The 18,784-nt window shown below is 53.0% G+C and carries 15 protein-coding genes; 9 read left to right on the top strand and 6 right to left on the bottom strand.

What is annotated here, in order from left to right:
- Positions 1–2: 2 nt before the first annotated feature.
- Genes H6507_04660 through uvrB form a run of 6 tightly spaced genes read right to left on the bottom strand, consistent with a single transcriptional unit; the run spans position 3 to position 6,144 of the window.
- Positions 3–638, bottom strand: a complete 636-nt coding sequence (locus tag H6507_04660; protein ID MCB9368381.1) for a threonylcarbamoyl-AMP synthase — start codon at positions 636–638, stop codon at positions 3–5.
- Positions 638–1,123 carry an LptE family protein gene (locus H6507_04655; GenBank protein ID MCB9368380.1) on the bottom strand — a complete coding sequence of 162 codons (486 nt, stop codon included), beginning with the start codon at positions 1,121–1,123 and terminating at the stop codon, positions 638–640. Before H6507_04655 ends, H6507_04660 begins: the two co-directional genes overlap by 1 nt.
- Positions 1,116–2,189, bottom strand: a complete 1,074-nt coding sequence (locus tag H6507_04650; GenBank protein MCB9368379.1) for a sigma-54-dependent Fis family transcriptional regulator — start codon at positions 2,187–2,189, stop codon at positions 1,116–1,118. Before H6507_04650 ends, H6507_04655 begins: the two co-directional genes overlap by 8 nt.
- Positions 2,186–3,451, bottom strand: a complete 1,266-nt coding sequence (purD, locus tag H6507_04645; protein MCB9368378.1) for a phosphoribosylamine--glycine ligase — start codon at positions 3,449–3,451, stop codon at positions 2,186–2,188. The genes H6507_04650 and purD overlap by 4 nt, the downstream gene beginning before the upstream one ends.
- On the bottom strand, positions 3,452–4,162 hold the full coding sequence (locus tag H6507_04640) for a hypothetical protein (protein ID MCB9368377.1): 711 nt from the start codon (positions 4,160–4,162) through the stop codon (positions 3,452–3,454).
- Positions 4,159–6,144, bottom strand: a complete 1,986-nt coding sequence (gene uvrB / locus H6507_04635) for an excinuclease ABC subunit UvrB (protein MCB9368376.1) — start codon at positions 6,142–6,144, stop codon at positions 4,159–4,161. The genes H6507_04640 and uvrB overlap by 4 nt, the downstream gene beginning before the upstream one ends.
- Before the next feature lie 207 nt (positions 6,145–6,351).
- On the opposite strand from uvrB, the gene H6507_04630 reads away from it, so the two are divergent.
- The 9 genes from H6507_04630 to H6507_04590 are packed head-to-tail and all read left to right on the top strand — an operon-like array spanning position 6,352 to position 18,772.
- Positions 6,352–8,181, top strand: a complete 1,830-nt coding sequence (locus H6507_04630) for a peptidylprolyl isomerase (protein MCB9368375.1) — start codon at positions 6,352–6,354, stop codon at positions 8,179–8,181.
- Between the two features lie 32 nt (positions 8,182–8,213).
- The gene (locus H6507_04625) at positions 8,214–9,413 is read left to right on the top strand and encodes a hypothetical protein (protein MCB9368374.1); all 1,200 of its coding nucleotides are present in this window, start codon (positions 8,214–8,216) and stop codon (positions 9,411–9,413) included.
- Positions 9,403–10,782, top strand: a complete 1,380-nt coding sequence (locus H6507_04620; GenBank protein ID MCB9368373.1) for an O-antigen ligase family protein — start codon at positions 9,403–9,405, stop codon at positions 10,780–10,782. The genes H6507_04625 and H6507_04620 overlap by 11 nt, the downstream gene beginning before the upstream one ends.
- A gap of 12 nt (positions 10,783–10,794) precedes the next feature.
- Entirely contained in the window at positions 10,795–12,177 is a 1,383-nt protein-coding gene (locus H6507_04615; GenBank protein ID MCB9368372.1) for a sugar transferase, read from the top strand.
- Between the two features lie 12 nt (positions 12,178–12,189).
- Positions 12,190–13,473, top strand: coding sequence for a serine--tRNA ligase (gene serS / locus H6507_04610; GenBank protein MCB9368371.1), 1,284 nt, complete (start codon positions 12,190–12,192; stop codon positions 13,471–13,473).
- Between the two features lie 48 nt (positions 13,474–13,521).
- Positions 13,522–14,034 carry a class II aldolase/adducin family protein gene (locus tag H6507_04605; GenBank protein MCB9368370.1) on the top strand — a complete coding sequence of 171 codons (513 nt, stop codon included), beginning with the start codon at positions 13,522–13,524 and terminating at the stop codon, positions 14,032–14,034.
- A gap of 4 nt (positions 14,035–14,038) precedes the next feature.
- Entirely contained in the window at positions 14,039–15,061 is a 1,023-nt protein-coding gene (gene tsaD, locus H6507_04600) for a tRNA (adenosine(37)-N6)-threonylcarbamoyltransferase complex transferase subunit TsaD (protein MCB9368369.1), read from the top strand.
- Positions 15,058–17,223 carry a VWA domain-containing protein gene (locus H6507_04595; GenBank protein ID MCB9368368.1) on the top strand — a complete coding sequence of 722 codons (2,166 nt, stop codon included), beginning with the start codon at positions 15,058–15,060 and terminating at the stop codon, positions 17,221–17,223. The genes tsaD and H6507_04595 overlap by 4 nt, the downstream gene beginning before the upstream one ends.
- Before the next feature lie 10 nt (positions 17,224–17,233).
- Positions 17,234–18,772 carry an acyl-CoA carboxylase subunit beta gene (locus tag H6507_04590; protein MCB9368367.1) on the top strand — a complete coding sequence of 513 codons (1,539 nt, stop codon included), beginning with the start codon at positions 17,234–17,236 and terminating at the stop codon, positions 18,770–18,772.
- Positions 18,773–18,784 lie beyond the last annotated feature (12 nt).

Here is an 18,784-nt window from a genome sequence, read left to right as displayed (position 1 = left end):
AACTATGCTTTTTTCCAAATTTTTTCGATGTCAGACTCAAGCACGGCGCCTTCGCGAAGCACGACAGCATGCTTGCCGCGCACGTCCACGACGCTCGATGATTTTCCCAAAAGCAGGCTCTTCGTCTTAATCACCAAATCACATGCATCCACAACCATCGGATCCAGCTCGCTAAAAAGCCGTGGCGCCGGCCGCCCGGGCAGATTCGCGCTCGTTGCCCAAAGAGGACGTTCGGTCCGGCGCATCACTTCTAATAAGAACTCCGAATTGGGGATTCTGTATCCCAAAGTCTTGTCTTTGCCGTGAAATTCCTCGGGAATCGTGGACGAAACATGCCAAATCATGGTTAGCGGTCCCGGCCAGTACATTTCAGATAATTTGACAATCTTCGGGCCGGGGACGTCGCCGCCGAATTGACTCAGACGAATCAGACTATCCATCAATATTGCAGTCGGCTTGGAATTCCGGTCGGGCTTGACCGTCAAGAGTTTCTCAAGAACCTTGCGGCTAAACGCGGTGCCGCCAAGTCCATAAACCGTATCTGTCGGAAAGGCTATCAACTCGCCGTCCATTACGGCGCGGCACATTCGTTCCACGCATGAATCATATGTAGTTTCGTTCAATTCTATCTGTTCCACTACCAACTCCCGACAATCTTATTCAGCAGGTCTTCCACGAGTTTCGTCGTTGCTTCCGTAACGGCCTGTTCCCGGCTCGCCAAGTCGCCGCCGTAGGGATAAATTGCCCACGCCGGAAAATTCTGCGTCCACTTCGTTTCTCCCGTTTCGCGTATCACCAATTCGATCCGGCACGTCATCGAAAACCGGTATTCTTCAACAGTGATTTCCGTGCCGCTGCGCGCCGTGTACGGCTCATCTTTGGCGTCAAGCAGCGTTCCCACCAGCACGGCGTCGGCTTGATTGTCCGGAACGATCCGCAATGTGCCGTCTTTTTGGAATCCCCGTATCAACTCATCCGTCACCGTTTCTGATAGTCCAAATTCGGATGATTCGTTCGTAAACGTCGGGATCGCGAGCGTCTTGATATCTCCCGCGACTTGACCGCGAAATGAATAACAACCCAGCAGCAAAGCGCACGCCAATAGCGCCGTGTATTTAGCCAAGATTGTACTCCTTGAGCTTTCGATAAAGAGTCCGTTCACCGATTCCCAAATCACGTGCCGTTTTGCGGCGGTTGCCGCCATTCTGCTCGAGCATCTTCTGAATTTGCTCCCGTTCTATGTCCGTTAAACGATTGGACGGAAGCGGTTCTTCAGTGATCGCTTGCGATGAGGAGATTGCCGTCTCGAGCATCTCCCGCAGGTCCCGGACTTCGCGCCGCACGTCAAGCAACGTCGCCAAAAGCAAGTCGTTTCCGATTGTTTGCGGTCCCTGACTCGCCACGACAGGGAGGAGGGCGCGGGGAGAGGTCAAGTGAGGTCTGAAGTGCTCGCTGTGCAATACTGAAAGTCCACGATTCAGGGTCAAAACGGACTCTATTGTGTTCTTCAGCTCCCGGACGTTTCCCGGCCAATACTGCGATGACAGAAGTTCGAGCGCGTCCGTTGTAAACCTCGGCGTTGCCAGCTTGTTTCGGTCGGCGAACTCGCGCGCAAACTGAATCGCGAGCAGCGGAATATCTGCGATGCGCTCGCGCAAGGGCGGCAAACTTATGGTTACCGCCTTAAGTCTAAAATACAAGTCGTGCCGGAATTCGCCCTTCGCTACCGCGTCGGCCAAGTCCACATTTGTCGCCGCTAATACTCGAACGTCCACCGGAGTCGGACTGCTCGATCCAACTCGCAGAACTTCCCGCGATTCGAGTACACGCAAAAGTTTTACTTGTGATTCCATCGGCATTTCGCCAATTTCATCCAGCACAAGTGTGCCGCCTTGTGCTTGTTCAAAGTAGCCCGTTCGCCGCTTGTCTGCCCCCGTAAAGCTGCCGCGTTCGTGTCCAAAAACTTCGCTCTCGAATATTCCCTGCGGAATTGCTCCGCAGTTCACAAACAGCAGCGGACCGTCCTTGCGTTTCGAGTTTTCGTGAATTGACCGCGACACAAGCTCTTTGCCCGTTCCGCTTTCTCCTATAATCAGCACGCTGATATCCGTCGGAGCCGCTTGCAAAATCAGCGACTTTACCGCGCGCAGCGCGTCGCTTTCGCCAATCAAAAGGTCAAGACTGCTCATGATACCTCCGACAAGGCGATATCACCTCGCATCCGCAATCCATCCACCATAGCTTCATTGGCAAGGTCGTAGGCTGCGTCGCGCGCGGCTTTCATCGATTCTCCTACGCCGACCGCGTTTAACACCCGACCGCCCGAAGACACCCACTCACCGTCTTTTAATGCAGTTCCCGCAGAGAACAAAATCTGAGAACCTTTTGCCTCAACTTGTTTCAACGGATAGCCTTTCTTGTACGAATCGGGATAACCTTCGGCGCTCAACACGACACACACCGCGTTCCCCGTAGCTTCGCGTGGGTACTTCTGAGGCTCGAGAAGGCCTTTGCTGCATTCGACCATCGCCTCAAGCAGGTCATATCCTAAACACGGCAGCATGACTTGAGTTTCCGGGTCGCCAAAACGGCAATTGAATTCAATGACCTGTGGACCGTTGTCGGTCAGCATTAATCCGACATAAAGCAGTCCGCGGTAAGGCGCGCCCTGCTTGTCGAGAGCATGCAATATGGGCTTGACGATTTCAGCTTCCGAGTAGACGATTGTTTCCGCGCGTACGTGGCGCGCCGGACAAAACGTTCCCATGCCTCCCGTGTTCGGGCCAAAATCTCCGTCGGACGCGCGCTTGTAATCCTGCGCCGGAGGCAGCGCAAGAAACTTCTCGCCGTCACACAAAAAATGTAATGAGGCTTCGCGTCCCGACAGCTTTTCCTCTACCACAACTCTCGCTCCGGCTTCCCCCAGCAATCGGTCGACCAGCAACTTCCGCCCGGTGTCCAATGCTTCAGCATCGTCTGCACACACGAAAGCACCCTTGCCAGCGGCCAATCCGTCCGCTTTCACCACGCGCCCGTTTGCACGTGGCGACCCGACAACATACTTTTCAAACTGCTCAAAGTCGTCGAATACTCGAAAATCCGCGGTCGGGACTCCGCAAGATTTCATCAATTCTTTTGAAAACACTTTCGACGATTCAAGTCTTGCCGCCGCCTTTACGGGACCGAAACACGCGATCTTCCTCGCTTCAAGTTCGTCGATCAGTCCTTCCGCCAACGGCTGCTCCGGGCCGACTACCACGAACTCAATCTTCAAGTCTTGAATCGCGCTCAGCAGACTTGCGGCGTCGCTTTTCACGTCGTGCAGAGTCGCAAGTCCCGTCATGCCCGGATTTCCCGGCAGCGCGTGAACTTCGCGTGCGTGTTTGCTTTGAGCGAGCTTCCACACCAGTGCGTGCTCGCGGCCTCCGCTTCCTATTACGCCGACTCTCACCTAAAAGCTCCTTCCGAATCCAAACGTGCCGCCGTCACCACCCCCCGAAAATGATACCTGCCACGTGCCAAAGATGCTGTCTTGTGTTACAAACTGTCCGTCGAAGCGGAACGGATAGTCCGTGCCGCTGAACGCCGCTTCGCCGCTGAAGTAAAATCCCGATCCCTCGCTTCCGCCTTGCAAAATGTCGCCGAGTAACGAATAAAATCCGAAACTTGATAACACGTCGCCGTCGTAGAGACTGCCTTGCTGGTCAACATACAAGTCCGCGGGTTGAGTAGTTTGCAAGTATTGGCTGTACATCAAGCCGTTCCAGTCGCCGCTTAAGTTGTACCCGCCCAATTCCTTGTTGAGTATGTAGGACGGATGCCCCGAAGGTTCCAGTACGAGAAGTGTAATTGCGACGCCCGATACTACTCCAAGATAACGATACGTCGAACCGCGCGAGTATTCGAATCGAATTGTGTCTTGATGCTCCGATATCTCAGTGATATTCAAAGTCGTGCTTGCACCGCCGTAAACAATTGTTCCGTGCCATCCTGTCGATGTCGAGTCAAATTCAAGACGGGTGTTCATGGCATTGCCTCCCGGCCAGCCCCAACCGACGTACACGCCCTCGATTTGCGGCGGCTCAACGAGAGAATTCGTCGGCGTCTTCTTGCACGAAGCGACCAGCAGCGTCAATATCAAGATGAACACGTACTTTGTCATCCGCGCACCTGCTCTTTCAATCGGTTTATTTCATCTCGAAGCTCCGCGGCTTTCTCGAATTGTTGCGCCTTTGCCATTCGCTTCATCTCCTTTTCGAGCCGCCCGATCAAGTCTTCGAGATCAAAGGTCGACAAAAATTCGGTCTGTCCGTCCTCGATGATCTCCTTGATCTTCGCGTCGGCCACCGTCGTCGACATCAGAACGTCTTCAATCGACTTTACAATCGATGCTGGAGTGATTCCGTGCGCCTCATTGTATTCCATCTGTAATTGACGCCTGCGCGCCGTTTCGTCGATGACTTTCCGCATGGAGTCGGTCACCTTGTCGGCGTAAAATATCACCCGACCGTTGGCGTTGCGTGCCGCACGCCCCGCTATCTGCAACAAACTTCGCTCGCTTCGTAAAAAGCCCTCTTTGTCCGCGTCCAAGATTGCCACAAGAGAAACTTCCGGCAAGTCGAGTCCCTCGCGCAACAGGTTGATTCCCACCAGCACGTCAAATTTCTTCAGCCGCAAGTCACGCAGTATCTCTACCCGTTCCAACGAGTCGATTTCACTGTGAAGATACTTCACGCGCAGCGACATTTGTTCAAGGTATTCCGCCAAATGTTCGGACATTCTTTTTGTCAATGTGAGCACCAGCGTGCGTTCACCGCGGTCGACCGTGTCCCGGATCTCGCCTAACAAATCGTCGATTTGACCCTTGGAAGGTCGTACGTCGATTTCGGGATCGAGCAATCCCGTAGGACGAATAATCTGCTCGACAAGCACACCTTCGCTCTTTTCGATCTCGTAGTCTGCCGGTGTCGCACTCACAAACACGCACTGTTGAATCGTGTTTTCCCATTCCTGAAAATACATCGGCCGGTTGTCGAATGCTGAAGGCAGCCTGAATCCAAAATCTACGAGATTCACTTTGCGCGCACGGTCGCCCCGGTACATTCCCCCTATCTGCGGAACTGTGACATGTGACTCATCTACGATCAGCAGGAAATCCCGCGGAAAATAGTCGAACAACGTGTCCGGTCTTTCGCCCGGTTTTCTCCCTGATATGTGGCGGGAGTAGTTTTCCACGCCGCTGCAAAACCCGACCTCCCGCAGCATCTCAAGATCGTATCGTGTGCGCTGTTCGATGCGCTGCGCTTCGATCAGCTTGTTCATACCGCGGAGCTCTTCGATGCGTTCTTCAAGCTCTTCTTGAATCGAAATCATCGCGCGCTTCAAGTTCGGCTGACTTGTCACAAAGTGCTTCGCTGGATAAATGGCCAATGTGTCCCGTTTGTCCAGAGTCTCTCCGGTCAAAATTTTGAAATGCACAATCGATTCAAGCGTGTCCCCGAAGAAATCTAACCGGAAAGCCGTTTCTTCGTACGCCGGATGAACTTCCAGAACATCGCCTTTGACGCGAAATGTCCCGCGCGGAAACTCTACGTCGTTCCGAGTGTAGTGCATCTCGACAAGTCTCGACAGAATATCGCGGCGTGCGTACTCTTTGCCTACTTCAAGCAAGAGCAAAAGGTCTTTGTAGTCTTTGGGCGACCCCAATCCGTAAATACAGGAGACCGAGGCCACAATAATCACGTCGTTCCGCTCGAGCAGGGAAGAGGTCGCGCGAAGTCTTAGCCGATCGATCTCTTCGTTGACTTGGGTATCCTTTTCGATGTACGTGTCCGACGTCGGAATGTATGCTTCCGGCTGATAGTAGTCGTAATATGAGATAAAGAACTCAACGGCGTTGTTCGGAAAAAAACTCCTGAATTCTCCAAACAATTGGGCCGCAAGTGTCTTGTTGTGACTCATGATCAAAGTCGGTTTCTGAACCGCCTGTATCACATTTGCCATCGTGAAGGTCTTGCCAGATCCTGTCACACCAAGGAGGGTCTGGAACCGTTTGCCGCTCCTTAGACCACCAACAAGCTGCTGAATCGCCTCAATCTGGTCCCCTCGGGGCTTGAGGTCGGTCATTAATTCAAATGATCTCATGGCGCCAATATAGCCCTTTCCTGCCATTCTTGCAAGCCCCTTGGCAGAGTTTCAAAATCACTATTTTATTGTAAAACAATGTATTATGAAAAATGTGCATCGCTGCTGTGAACTGCCGTCAAATCCCTGTCCGGCTTGCAGGTTACATCCTACGTTCGTATATTTTAGGTTCTAAAAATCAACATGATGAAAACTTAGGATACGTCCATGCTTCAATCGATGCGTGAAAACATGCCCTTGGTCATGTGGACTCTGGTGCTTGCCTTCGTGGCTACCATTGTCTTCAGCTGGGGTATGGGAGGCTTTAAGGGGTCCAGCGGAGGACTCGACGGAGTTGTCGGTAAAGTCGGTCAAACGGAAATCATGTATGACCGCTACAACCAACTCGTTCAAGATCGTCTGGCGCAACAACGTCAGCAAAATCCTGATCAGGAAATCACAGATCAGCAAGTCAAGCAGGCGCGTCAGCAAGTCTGGGATGACATCGTTCGTTCCGAGCTGATGAAAGGCTACCAGAAGAAATGGGACGTTGTTACTTCCGATGACGAAGTCGCATATGCCGTCCAAAACAATCCGCCGGAATATATCCGCAACAATGAGAATTTTCAAACCGACGGAAAATTCGATCCCAGCCTGTACCAACAGTTTATCAAAGACCCGAGCCAGACACAAGTTCTGATTGCCATCGAAAAGGACTATCGAGAAAGTATCGGCAATCAGAAGGTCATTGACAAGATCATTCAGCCGGTCTTTGTAACCCCCGATCAAGTTTGGGATGAATACGTTGCGACGAGCCGCAAGTTTCAAGCTATCGTAGCCTCGTTCCCGACGACGAATTTCACCGTGGACTCGTCTTCAATTGCGCCGTCCGAAATCGATGAATACTACCGCGCGCACCCTCAGGACTATGAACAAAAAGAACGCAGCCGGTTGGCGTACGTTACAATTCCGCGCACCATGACGGCGTCTGATACCGAACGCGTCATGGAAACTGTCGAAGATGTACTCGCCATGCTCCGTCAAGGGGATTCGTTTGAACAGCTTGCTGAAGAATATTCTGAAGATCCCGGCTCGGCAAAACAGGGCGGAGAGCTTGGCTGGTTCCAGCGCGGCAGAATGGTCAAAGAGTTTGACTCCACGGCCTTCGTTGCCGATATCGGTCAGGTGGTCGGTCCCGTTATCACCCGCTTCGGCGCGCATTTGATCCGTGTTGAAGACCGTAGTGTAAACGGCGAACAGGATTCCGTCAAGGCAAGTCATATTCTCGTAAAGTTCGCTATCGGCCCTGATACCGAATCCCGCGTGGCGCAAAAGGCTAAGGATTTTGCCGACGCCGCAACTACGGACGGCTTCGACGAAACTGCTCAAGCCTTCGGTTTGACGGTTGAAACGACGAATCTGTTCCCGTTCCAAGAAGCAGGTTCAATCCCCGGTGTCGGTGCTCTGAAACCTGTAATGGATTTCGCTTTTAGCTCCGAAGTCGGCAAAGTCAGTTACTCGCAAAAGACTCGCATCAAGGGTCAAGACGGCTATTCGGTATTCAAGTTGGTCGAACGGGCTCCGGCGGGAATTTCTCCTTTGGCCGACGTCGAATCGGTTGTTCGTACGACCTTGGTCCGTAAGAAGCAGGAAGATATGGCATTGCAGGCCGCTCAGCAGTTCCGTTCGCGCGTTCCGGCGCCCGATCAACTTGTTGCTATCGCCCAAGCTGAAAACGTGAAAATCGACACCACCGGCGAGCATGCGCAGCGCGATTTCATTCGGGCCATTGGTCAAGATGAAGCCATCGCAAAGAAACTGCTTGCGCTTCGTCCCGGTCAGCTTTCCGAGGCAATGTCGAACTCCCGCGGTGCTTACGTCGCCGAAGTCATAAAAATTGTGGAACCGGACTCCGCACAGTTCAAGGCGCAGGAAGAGCAACTGACTACGAACCTTGAACGGACTATCCAGAATCGAGTTTACACCGATTGGCTGAAGATTGCCAAGGAAGACCTCGGGGTCGTGGATAACAGGTACCTTTATTACACGGATTTCTAATCCTGAAGACAGAAAACTACTCGGAGAAGACGTTGTCCGACAAGTCCTCTGACAGCATAAATCTCTTGGACATATTGTCCTTTCTGGTTCGCACCAGAAAAGTCTGGCTGCCGTCCATGCTCGTCTGTGCGGTTGCCATCGGCATCTACGCATTTGTTGCCACTCCGCAGTTTCGCTCCGCAGCTATCGTGCGCGGCGTGGAGAACAAATCCAGCAGCTTCGGAAGCATGCTTGCTTCCAAGCTCGCAGGTTTGGGCAATCTCGGTGGCTTCTCCGGCGGACTTGGCGAAGTCCGCGGCGAATACTACTTGATGCTGATGCGCGAAAGAAGCATGTCGACGAAGGTCGTTGAGAAGTTTGACCTGCGCACCAAACTAAAATTGCCTGACGCTCCGATTGAAGACGTCATTGACGCTTGGCGGAGCCACGTCTACCTCGAGTATGAAGGCACCACCAGCACGATTCTGATTCAGGTCGATGATGCCGATCCAGAGTTTGCAAAACAGGTCGTCGAGTTCTACATTTCCGAGTTGGATAAACGGATGCGCGAATTGGAGTCGACCAAAGCCAGAAAAGAACGCGAATTCGCCGAATCGCGGCTGGATGAGGCCAGAACGAATCTGTATTCCCTCGAAGACAGCATGTCGAGTTTTCAAAGAAACACCGGCATATTTGATCTCGAAGAGCAAGCCAAGGCAACCGTTCAGGCTGCTGCTGCCGTAGAAGCGCAAAGACTTCTGGCCCGGGCCGAATACGATCTCAAAAAGAAGATCTTTGCCGGCGACAATCCCGAACTGAATCTCGCAAAACTGAAGTTGGCCGGACTGGACTCGTCGCTGGCATACCTGACTTCTGAAAAGGAAGATCCCGCGGAACGCGACTTCCTCTTGAGAATTGACTCAGCCACTGAAGACGGCAAAACATATCTTCGCCTGTATCGTGACATCGAGCTGCACAGCATCATGGTGGCGGTTCTGACACAACAGTATGAACAGGCGCGAATGGACGAGGCCCGCAACACTCCCACGATGGCCATCGTCGAGCCGCCGAGCGTTGGCACGAAACGTGTCGCACCGAAACGTACGATGCTGGTCGCTCTCGGTGCCTTGATCGGGTTAATGTTTGGACTCGTTTACGCGAGCTTCGCCGAGCTCGTTCGCGCTATGTCCGTTCCCGGCAATCCCAACCATGACAAGTATCTGGCTCTAAGGCGGAGTTGGCGTGGTCGCTGATTCCGCGGCGATCACAGGCAAGAAGTTTCTGCGCCTTGATTGGACGACCGGACTTGCCATCGGACTAATCTCTATCGTCGCCGTATTTGCGTGGTTCTTCTGGGGCCGTGCATTTCAGTTCGTCGTAGCTCTGTCCGTTGCGACGTTCGGACTGTTGTACTTGCGTTATCTTGAGATTCCGATCCTCGTCTTGGGATTCTTGCTGACGTCGAACATTGCCAACTACATCCCCGGTTCGACGTCAGTCTTCATGATCCTCACCTTGATGGTCCTGATTCTCAGAAAACTGTTGGTCGGGGATCTTAAGTGGCGGTTTGGTCCACTTATTATCGCATCGCTGATTTTCATTGCCTACTACCAGTCTACCGGGCTTTGGGTAGATCGCACTGAGTATTTCAGTTGGGAGCTGATTTATCGAGTCGTCCCCGTGCTCATTGTCGTCAGCGAGCTGTTTTCAACGCCGCGCCACCACGTCTGGTTCTTTGTCGGAATCGCGTTCGGAATGCTCTTCACTTCGTTGTCGACCATTCGGACGGCCTTCGAGTTTTATACGACGGGTGCCGCGGATCAGATTGCGGGAAGCGTCGGATATATCGAGTCTACGCGATTTTACGGTCACTGGCCCGACCCCAATATCATGTCGATGACGCTTGCGGCGTACTTGGGCGGTGTTATCGCTTTTTGGCGCAGCAAACTGCATTTTTTAATTCGGGCGCTAATGCTCGCGACTTTGGTCACAACCGTAGCCGCGATCCTCATGTCCTTGTCGAGAACGGGACTCGTAGGGGTTGTAATTGTTGTTGCGATGATGCTTGCCGTTGAGCGCAGACGCCTGTTGCTTGTGGGCATTTTGTTCGTAGTTACCGTCATTTTGCTGACCATTCTCCCTGTCGACTTGTTCGGACGCGTTGCCGATCTTTTGTCCGGTACGGACAAGTCCACCTCGCAAAGACTTTCCCTGCTGACGGCCGGTTGGCACATGTTCTGGGAAAACCCGATCTTCGGCGGGGGATTGGGCCACTACAAAAGCAATGTGTTCTACTATCTGATTTACCTCGGACAATCGCTCTTCGCCCACAATACTCTTGTTGATCTTGGGGTCGATGGCGGACTCGTCGCGATTGTCTTGTTCGCCGTTTGTGTCGCGATCGCACTCCGAGGGCTTGACTGGAAAATCAAGTACGTTGACAATTCGGATACGGTTTCTTTGCTAAATGCGGGCTTAAGAGCCGGCATGGTTGCGACAATTTTCTCATTTCTGACAATGACGGCATACTCGTTCGTTCCCTTTTGGGTGCTTATGACCATGAGTGCATTCTATCCCGCCGCGACCCGAAATCAAGCCTCAACTCAATTGCAGGCAGTCTGACGTTTGTCCAAAATGCGACCACTTTGGTTCCGCGGGCTGCTGTTTGTAGCTGATTTCGTTGTTCTGGAACTGGCCTTCTTTGGCATCTATTGGTGGCGCTTTCAGACGGGTATGTTTTCCAATCCCGTCGTCCTGACTCCCGTCGATCAGATTGTCCCCAGCCTTGTCGTTTCCGGGTATTGGGTTTTGCACTTTGCCGTCTTTGGTCTGTACAGATTCGATCCCTTGGCTTCGCGAGCCGTCGTCGCTGTCGATTGTGCGCGCGCGGCTTTTTACGGATGTCTCGTGATCTTTCTCGTTACGTTTGACCCGACAAATCCGCTGCCCGTCACACGAGTCGTTTTGCTCACCTACGGACTCGGTGTCACGGCAGGAGTCTCAATCGTTCGGCTCACTCTGTTGACCGTTCTGCAGGAACTCCGAATCCGCGGTATCATGACCATGCGAACGTTAGTTGTCGGTTCCGGCAAAAGGCTTGAGTCGCTTTTGCATATCCTGCATGGAAATAAGTTCCTTGGAGCGAATATTTTAGGCGTGCTGTCGCCCGAACAAGAGTCCACAACGGAAGAACAGTCTCTTGGTGCAGTTTCCGATGCGCGAGCAAAAGTTGCCGAACTGAATTGCGAACTTGTGTATGTAGCATTTGACGAAACGAATTTGCACTACCTCGATCGCACGGTGACTTTGCTTTCGTCCGTTCCCGCTCGTCTGTTTGTTCCGGCAGACCACTACCAAAGACTGCTTGGCGAAGTTAGGCCCCTTGGTCGGCCGAGTTTTTCTTTTGTGGAAATTCGTGCAGATCTCCTGACGCCGATCGAATCCGCGCTTAAGCGGGTCTTTGATCTCATTTTGTCGAGTATGATGCTCGTTTTGACCTCGCCGGTTTGGGTGATCGCGTCGATTCTAATTTTGGTCGAATCGGGGTTCCCGATCTTTTATGCTCAAACAAGGATCGGCCTGCACGGGCGGAAATTCAAGATTCTGAAGTTTCGCAGTATGATTAAAGATGCCGAACGCGAAACCGGACCCGTGCTAGTGAGCCCCGGCGACGAACGTGTCACGCGTATCGGACGGTTCCTGAGATCAACTCGTATTGATGAGTTGCCGCAACTCTTGAATATCTTGTTTGGCCAAATGAGCCTCGTCGGGCCCCGCCCGGAGCGACCCGAGTTTGCCGAAGAATTCTCAAAGCTAAGTCCTCTGTTTGTCCGTAGGCAGAATGTCAAGCCCGGTTTGACAGGCTGGGCACAGGTGCATCTGCAATATGATGCTACCATTTCCGCTCCCGAGAAGAAACTCGAACTCGATCTCTTTTACATCGAAAACATGTCCATCCCCCTCGACCTGAAAATTCTCTACATGACTTTGTTCGTCGTCTTGCGCGGCGAAGGATAGTACTTCATCAACATGCTTGATATCAAACTTATTCGCGAAAATGAGCCGCTGGTGCGGCAAAAACTTGAATCCAGAGGTCAATCCGATTTGCTGGACGGATTGATCGGGTTGGACAAACGTCGCAGAGAGCTTATCGAAACTTCAGACAGTCTCAAAGCTAAGCGAAATGAACTAACCAAAGAGATTGCCGAGGCTGGGAAACGCGGCGAAATTGTAACTGCCCTTAAAGACCAAAGCAGGGCGATCGGTCAGGATATCAACAAGCATGACGATGAACTAAAAGAAATTGAGACCGAGCTGCGGTCTCGTTTGCTTCAGATTCCAAACCTTCCGCACGATTCTGTTCCTGTTGGTAGGTCTGCCGACGAAAATGTCGTCGTGCGTGAATGGGGATCGCCTCCCGTCTTTGACTTTGAACCCAAGGACCATTTGGCGTTGGGTCGTGACTTAGGGCTGTTCGATTTCGAAAGAGGTACGAAAATTACCGGCAGCGGATTTCCGGTATACAAAGCGGCTGGCGCGATTCTGGAACGTGCACTGGTGAACTTCTTCCTTGAAACGCACCGGGAACGAGGCGTCTACACTGAAGTTTCCGTGCCGTTTATCGTTAATCGAGACAGTCTCACCGGGACAGGCCAGCTTCCGAAATTTGAGGAAGACCTCTACCTTTGTGGTATTGACGACTATTTTCTGATTCCGACGGCGGAAGTTCCAATTACGAATTTGCACCGCGACGAGATGCTTCAAGAGTCGTCGCTGCCTTTGGCATACTGCGGCTACACTCCCTGTTTTCGTCGTGAGGCCGGTTCATACGGCAAGGATACGCGGGGATTCTTACGGGTTCATCAATTCGACAAGGTCGAGATGGTGAAGTTCACTCGACCCGAAGAATCTTACGAAGAGCACGAAAAGATGACCGCGGACGCGACCCATCTCTTAGAACTCTTGAATATCCATTATCGTGTCGTATTGCTGTGTTCCGGAGATATGGGTTTTGGAGCGGCCAAATGCTACGACATCGAAATTTGGTCTCCCGCAGAGAAGAAATGGCTGGAAATCTCGTCCTGTTCCAATTTTGAGGCATTTCAGTCCCGCCGTGCAAACATCCGCTACCGCCGGCCCGACACCGGAAAGCCGGACTTCGTTCATACACTGAATGGGTCGGGACTCGCAACTCCGCGTCTGCTTGTTGTTATGCTTGAATCTTACCAGAATGACGATGGAACCGTAAGCGTGCCGGACGTGTTGAAGAAATACACGGGTTTTAGCTTAATCACACCCTCAGGGGTTCGATAGTTCTTGGACAAACAATTTGTTTCTCACCTGATCCACGCGGCAAATGTGTTGGATCGTATTGGTTGTCTTCCGGCAACGGACGGCAACTTTTCCGTGCGTGTGGGAACGTCGAAAGCGATCGTGACGCGCAAAGGTGTCGAGAAGCGCGGCCTTAGCCAGGCCGATTTAGTTGAGATCGACCTTCATGATCCGAATCCCCACGGAGCTTCCAGTGAATGGAAACTCCATCGTGCGCTGTACGAAGCGCGACCGGATGTTCATGCGATTTTGCACGTCCATGCGCCCAATCTTGGCGTTTTCGTTGCCGCCGGAAAAGTACCCGATGTGCAGCTTCTCATGGAGGCAGAAATTACGTTAAACGGTGTCGCACTTATTCCCTATGTCGAACCGGGAACTGCCCAATTAGGTGAGGCGGCGATCGAGCATGGCGGAAATGCGGGTGTATTGCTGCTTGAGCGGCATGGCGTGGTAGCCGTCGGAGCGTCTATTGACGAGGCGCTCCATCGACTGGAACGTGCGGAGTTCCTTGCCCGAGTCCAACTCGGTTTGAAGCTGCTTTGAATCTATGTTAGTTCTGGCCGTCGAATCAAGTTGCGATGAGAATTCCGCCGCCGTCATCCGCGACGGTCAAGTTCTCTCCTTGGTCACGGTTACTCAGCAGGTGCATATTCCGTTCGGCGGAGTCGTTCCCGAGCTTGCCGGGCGCTCGCACTTGGAGTTGCAAGACAGAAATGTCCAACAGGCACTTTCGGACGCTGGCGTGGACTTGCGAGACGTCACTCACGTCGCCGCGACATCCGGCCCTGGACTTGTTGGATCCCTTCTGGTCGGTCACACTTTTGCGTCCGCGCTTTCCACCACGTTGCGCGTTCCGCTCGTGTCCACGCACCACATGGAAGGGCATCTTTGGTCTGTCGAAATTGATCGCGAGCCTATGCCGCTTCCGTTCCTGATTCTGTTAGTGAGCGGCGGACATACACTCTTAGTCCTTGTCCGGGGTTTTCGTAACTACGAAATTCTCGGTTCGACATTGGACGACGCGCTCGGCGAAGCCTATGACAAAGTCGGCAAATTGTTGGGTATGGGATTCCCTGCGGGAGCGGAAATCGACCGTTGTGCCAAGCAAGGCAATGTAAACGCAATCCCCTTTCCCGTTTCCATGCGCGACCAATCATACAATTTCAGCTTTTCCGGATTGAAAACCGCCGTTGCCTACAAACTGCGTGATGAACCGCAGTGGAGTAGGAGTGAGCTGCGCAACGATCTCCTTGCTTCGTTCCAATTTGCGGCCATGCAGTCCGTGCTCGAAAAGGCCGAACGAGCAGCCAAGAATTTCAATCTGCGCGCAATCGCGGCTGCTGGCGGAGTCGCTGCCAATAGCGCGCTTCGAGCGGGCCTGAAGAAAATTGCGGATGAGCTCTCCATCGATTCTTCTTTCCCTGCAATGAAGTATTGCGCTGACAATGCCGCCATGATCGGATTCGCGGCGTGGAAACAACTTGCGTCGGGCTTTCCCCCCGTTGAATTGCCCGTCCGACCCCGCTGGCCAATCACTGAACTACAAAAACTACCGGCACACTCGATTTGAGTCTTACCCTACCTTTGCTTGCGATTCGCGGAGTGACTTTCAGCTCTCCGGCTGTGCTGTTTCTCGTATTTGCTTTGGTGGCGGTTGTTCTCTCCGTCGTTGTTTATCGTAGAACCCTGCCGCCGGTTTCCCCGTGGCGCCGCAGACTTCTCGCTCTGATCCGCGCTGTAGCTTTGACCTTAATCCTCTTCCTGATCTTTGAGCCTGTCGTAAAGTGGCTCAATCGAAGTGAAGAGCGCGCCAAAATTCTTTTGTTGGTTGACCGCTCCGCGTCGATGCAAATCGAAGACAACGGCGTCGTTCGCGATTCGACCGTCAATAAGTTCCTGCGCGATGCGCGCTTAACGACGCTTGCAAACGACGGAGAACTGCGGTCATTCGTGTTCGGTGACTCCGCGATTCAAACGTCCTTCGATTCACTGCGCGGCTGGGCGCCAAACATGGTCGGCTCAGATCCCGCAAACGCATGGCAGGTTGCGCGCTCCGCCGCCGCAACGGAAGATGTCGGGGCAATCGTCTTAGTCACGGACGGCGCGCAAAACATGGGACCGAATCCTGAACGCGAGGCCGCACAGTCAAGCATTCCGATCTACGCCGTGGGTGTCGGTGATTCAACAGTCAGGCGCGATGCGCTGATCGCCGATCTGCTCACCAATGATATCGCTTACAAAGGCACGCAAGTGCCCGTTCGTGTGCGTGTGCAAGCGCAAGGACTTGCCGGTCAAACCACTCGCCTTCGTATCGTCGACTCGAAGTCGCGCACGTTGCTCGACGAACAAATAAACTTGAACGGCTCTGTTTTCGAGAAAACTTTCGAGACAAAATTCGCGGCAGAATCGGAAGGCGAGTTGCGCGTCACGGCAATCCTCGATTCCGTTTCAGGCGAAGTCTCGCAGGAAAATAACCGCCGCTCGCAGGTCATTCGCATTCTCGATGCAAAATATAACGTCTTGGTCATTGCAGGCTCTCCCGTGCCGGACGTGTCTTTTGTGAGGCAGGCGCTTGACTTAGATACAACAGTCTCGGTGTCCATGTATGTGGAAACTCCCAACGGTTTTGTCGGCGGAAAAAGATTCTCCGAAGATGATGTTCGCAACGCCGAAATGTTCGTGCTGGTCGACTACCCGACCAATTCGTCGAATGGCGCGCTTTGGAATGCCGCAAGTCGGCGCATCGTGGACGGAGCGCCGCTGTTGTACCTACATGGACCGAACGTTTCCCTAAGCAGGCTCGAAACAATCGGCGCGCGTTTGCCGATGGACTTCCAACCGCAAACAGCTTTTGATCGCGTCGTGCTGCGTGACGGCGGCTCACATTCGGCGTTGACGGCACGCGGACCGCTGCCAGCCGCTTGGAGTGATTTGCCGCCGGTTCTCGGTGCAACGGGCAGAGTCGTGCTCAAGCCGGCCGCGGTGTCGGTTGCGAATTTCGCAATGGAGCTGACTCCCGATATTCCCGGCGGCCCTGCGGTTGCTTTCCTTGAAATGAACAGACGACGCTCAGTGGCGGTTTCTGTCTTTGAGTTTTACCGATGGAGACTCGGACTTGCCAAAAACCCGGCGGCAAGTCAGTTTGAAAGCGAGTTGTTCTCCAGACTCTCCGCTTGGCTCCTTGCCCCGACCGAAGAGAAGCAAGTCAAGTTGTCTACCGACAAAAAAGTATACAGTACCGGCGAACCTGTGCGTGTGCAGGGCCAAGTCTATGCTGCTGACCTTTCGCCGATCAATGATGCGTCCGTCTTAGTGGACGTAAAAAGCGGAGACAAGACTGAACTGCTTTCCCTGCAAGGAAAAGGCAACGGTCTTTACGAGGCTCAGTTCAGCGCGTGGGGTTCGGGAGACTACACTTATTCCGGCTATGCGGTCGTGCGTGACGATACGTTGGGCCGCGATAAAGGGAGCTTCGTAGTTGAAAAGTTCAATCTCGAGTGGCTCGACGCGCGGGCACGCTGGGATGTCCTGCAAGGTATTGCTCGAAATTCCGGCGGAACATTTGTGAGTGCGGCCCGGCCGGACTCGTTATTCAACAGGCTCTCCATGCCGACTAAAATTGTCGAAACCACACGCGAGATTCCTTTGTGGAACCGCCCGTTGTTCTTATGGATTCTTATCGGTTTGCTGGCCGTTGAATGGCTGCTTCGCAAACGAAGCGGAATGCTATAATAGAAATCTTATGAAAGTTGCAGACGAACTTAAACGCCGCAGAGCTCAATCGAAACTTGGCGGCGGCGAAAAACGTATTGAGGCGCAGCACAATAAGGGCAAAATGACTGCCCGCGAACGCCTTGATATCCTCTTGGATCCCGGCTCGTTCATGGAGATTGATGCCTTGGTTACTCATCGCTCCACGCAGTTCGGGCTCGACAAGCAAGTCGTGTACGGCGACGGAGTGGTCACGGGGCACGGCAAAATCGACGGGCGGACGGTCTTTGTTTTTGCGCAGGACTTTACAGCATTCGGCGGATCCCTTGCCGAAGCGCACGGAAAGAAAATCTGCAAAATCATGGACCTTGCTATGAAGATGGGTGCGCCGGTTATCGGTTTGAATGACTCCGGTGGAGCAAGAGTACAGGAAGGCGTCGTTTCCCTCGGCGCCTATGCGGACATTTTCTTGCGCAATACTCTCGCTTCGGGAGTTGTTCCGCAGCTCTCGGCCGTCATGGGGCCGTGCGCGGGCGGTGCGGTCTACAGTCCGGCCATCACGGATTTTACTTTGATGGTCGAGAATACGAGCAACATGTTTGTCACTGGTCCCAAAGTTGTAAAGACGGTGACGCATGAAGATATTACCAGTGAAGAGCTGGGTGGCGCGAATACGCACGCCTCAAAGTCTGGTGTTGCCCATTTCGCGTGTCCGACTGAGGCCCACTGTTTGCTTACTATGCGTAAGCTGCTGCGCTATATGCCGCAGAACAACCATGAGGATCCGCCGCGCCAACCGGCTCCTCAGCAGCCCGCGACTGATGAAAGTCTAAATTCTCTGATTCCACCGGAACCGACGAAGCCGTACGATATCAAAGAGGTGATTCGGCGTGTCGTGGATCACGATTCATTTCTCGAAGTTCATGCCGACTGGGCGATGAATATCGTGGTCGGATTCGCCTTTGTCGCTGGTCGGCCAGTAGGTCTCGTCGCCAATCAACCCGCGGTGTTAGCGGGAGTATTGGACATTGATTCGTCGCGGAAGGGTGGACGTTTTGTACGTTTCTGTGATGCGTTCAATATTCCGATCGTGACATTTGTAGATGTTCCCGGATTCTTGCCGGGCACCGAGCAGGAGTGGAACGGAATTATTGTAAATGGAGCCAAATTGCTGTATGCGTATTGTGAGGCTACCGTGCCGAAGATCACGGTGATCACGCGCAAAGCATACGGTGGTGCCTACGACGTCATGAGTTCCAAGCATATTCGCGGTGACCTAAATTTCGCGTGGCCGACGGCTGAAATTGCGGTTATGGGTGCGCAAGGCGCCGTTGAGATCATCTTTTCCAAAGAGATCAAGGATGCAAAGGATCCGGACAAAGAAAAGGCCAAGTTTGTCTCCGAATACACGGATCTGTTTGCCAATCCCTTTGAAGCCGCGGCATATGGCTATGTCGACGAAGTCATCGACCCTGCCGAAACTCGGGCTCGAATTATCAACGGACTGGAAATGCTCCAGAACAAAGTCGACTCAAATCCGCCGAAGAAGCACGGAAATATCCCACTATAAGGTGGTGAAGCA

The sequence above is a fragment of the Calditrichota bacterium genome, assembly GCA_020637445.1.
In the GTDB taxonomy this organism is placed as follows: domain Bacteria; phylum Electryoneota; class RPQS01; order RPQS01; family RPQS01; genus JABWCQ01.
Note: the sequence above shows the minus strand (reverse complement) of the source record. Positions and strands in the feature narration are given on the sequence as shown.

Coding starts and splice junctions, on each gene's coding strand:
- H6507_04650 (MCB9368379.1), bottom strand. CDS start 2,189: ATGAGCAGTCTTGACCTTTTGATTGGCGAAAGCGACGCGCTGCGCGCG.
- H6507_04640 (MCB9368377.1), bottom strand. CDS start 4,162: ATGACAAAGTACGTGTTCATCTTGATATTGACGCTGCTGGTCGCTTCG.
- uvrB (MCB9368376.1), bottom strand. CDS start 6,144: ATGAGATCATTTGAATTAATGACCGACCTCAAGCCCCGAGGGGACCAG.
- H6507_04630 (MCB9368375.1), top strand. CDS start 6,352: ATGCTTCAATCGATGCGTGAAAACATGCCCTTGGTCATGTGGACTCTG.
- H6507_04615 (MCB9368372.1), top strand. CDS start 10,795: ATGCGACCACTTTGGTTCCGCGGGCTGCTGTTTGTAGCTGATTTCGTT.
- serS (MCB9368371.1), top strand. CDS start 12,190: ATGCTTGATATCAAACTTATTCGCGAAAATGAGCCGCTGGTGCGGCAA.
- tsaD (MCB9368369.1), top strand. CDS start 14,039: ATGTTAGTTCTGGCCGTCGAATCAAGTTGCGATGAGAATTCCGCCGCC.
- H6507_04590 (MCB9368367.1), top strand. CDS start 17,234: ATGAAAGTTGCAGACGAACTTAAACGCCGCAGAGCTCAATCGAAACTT.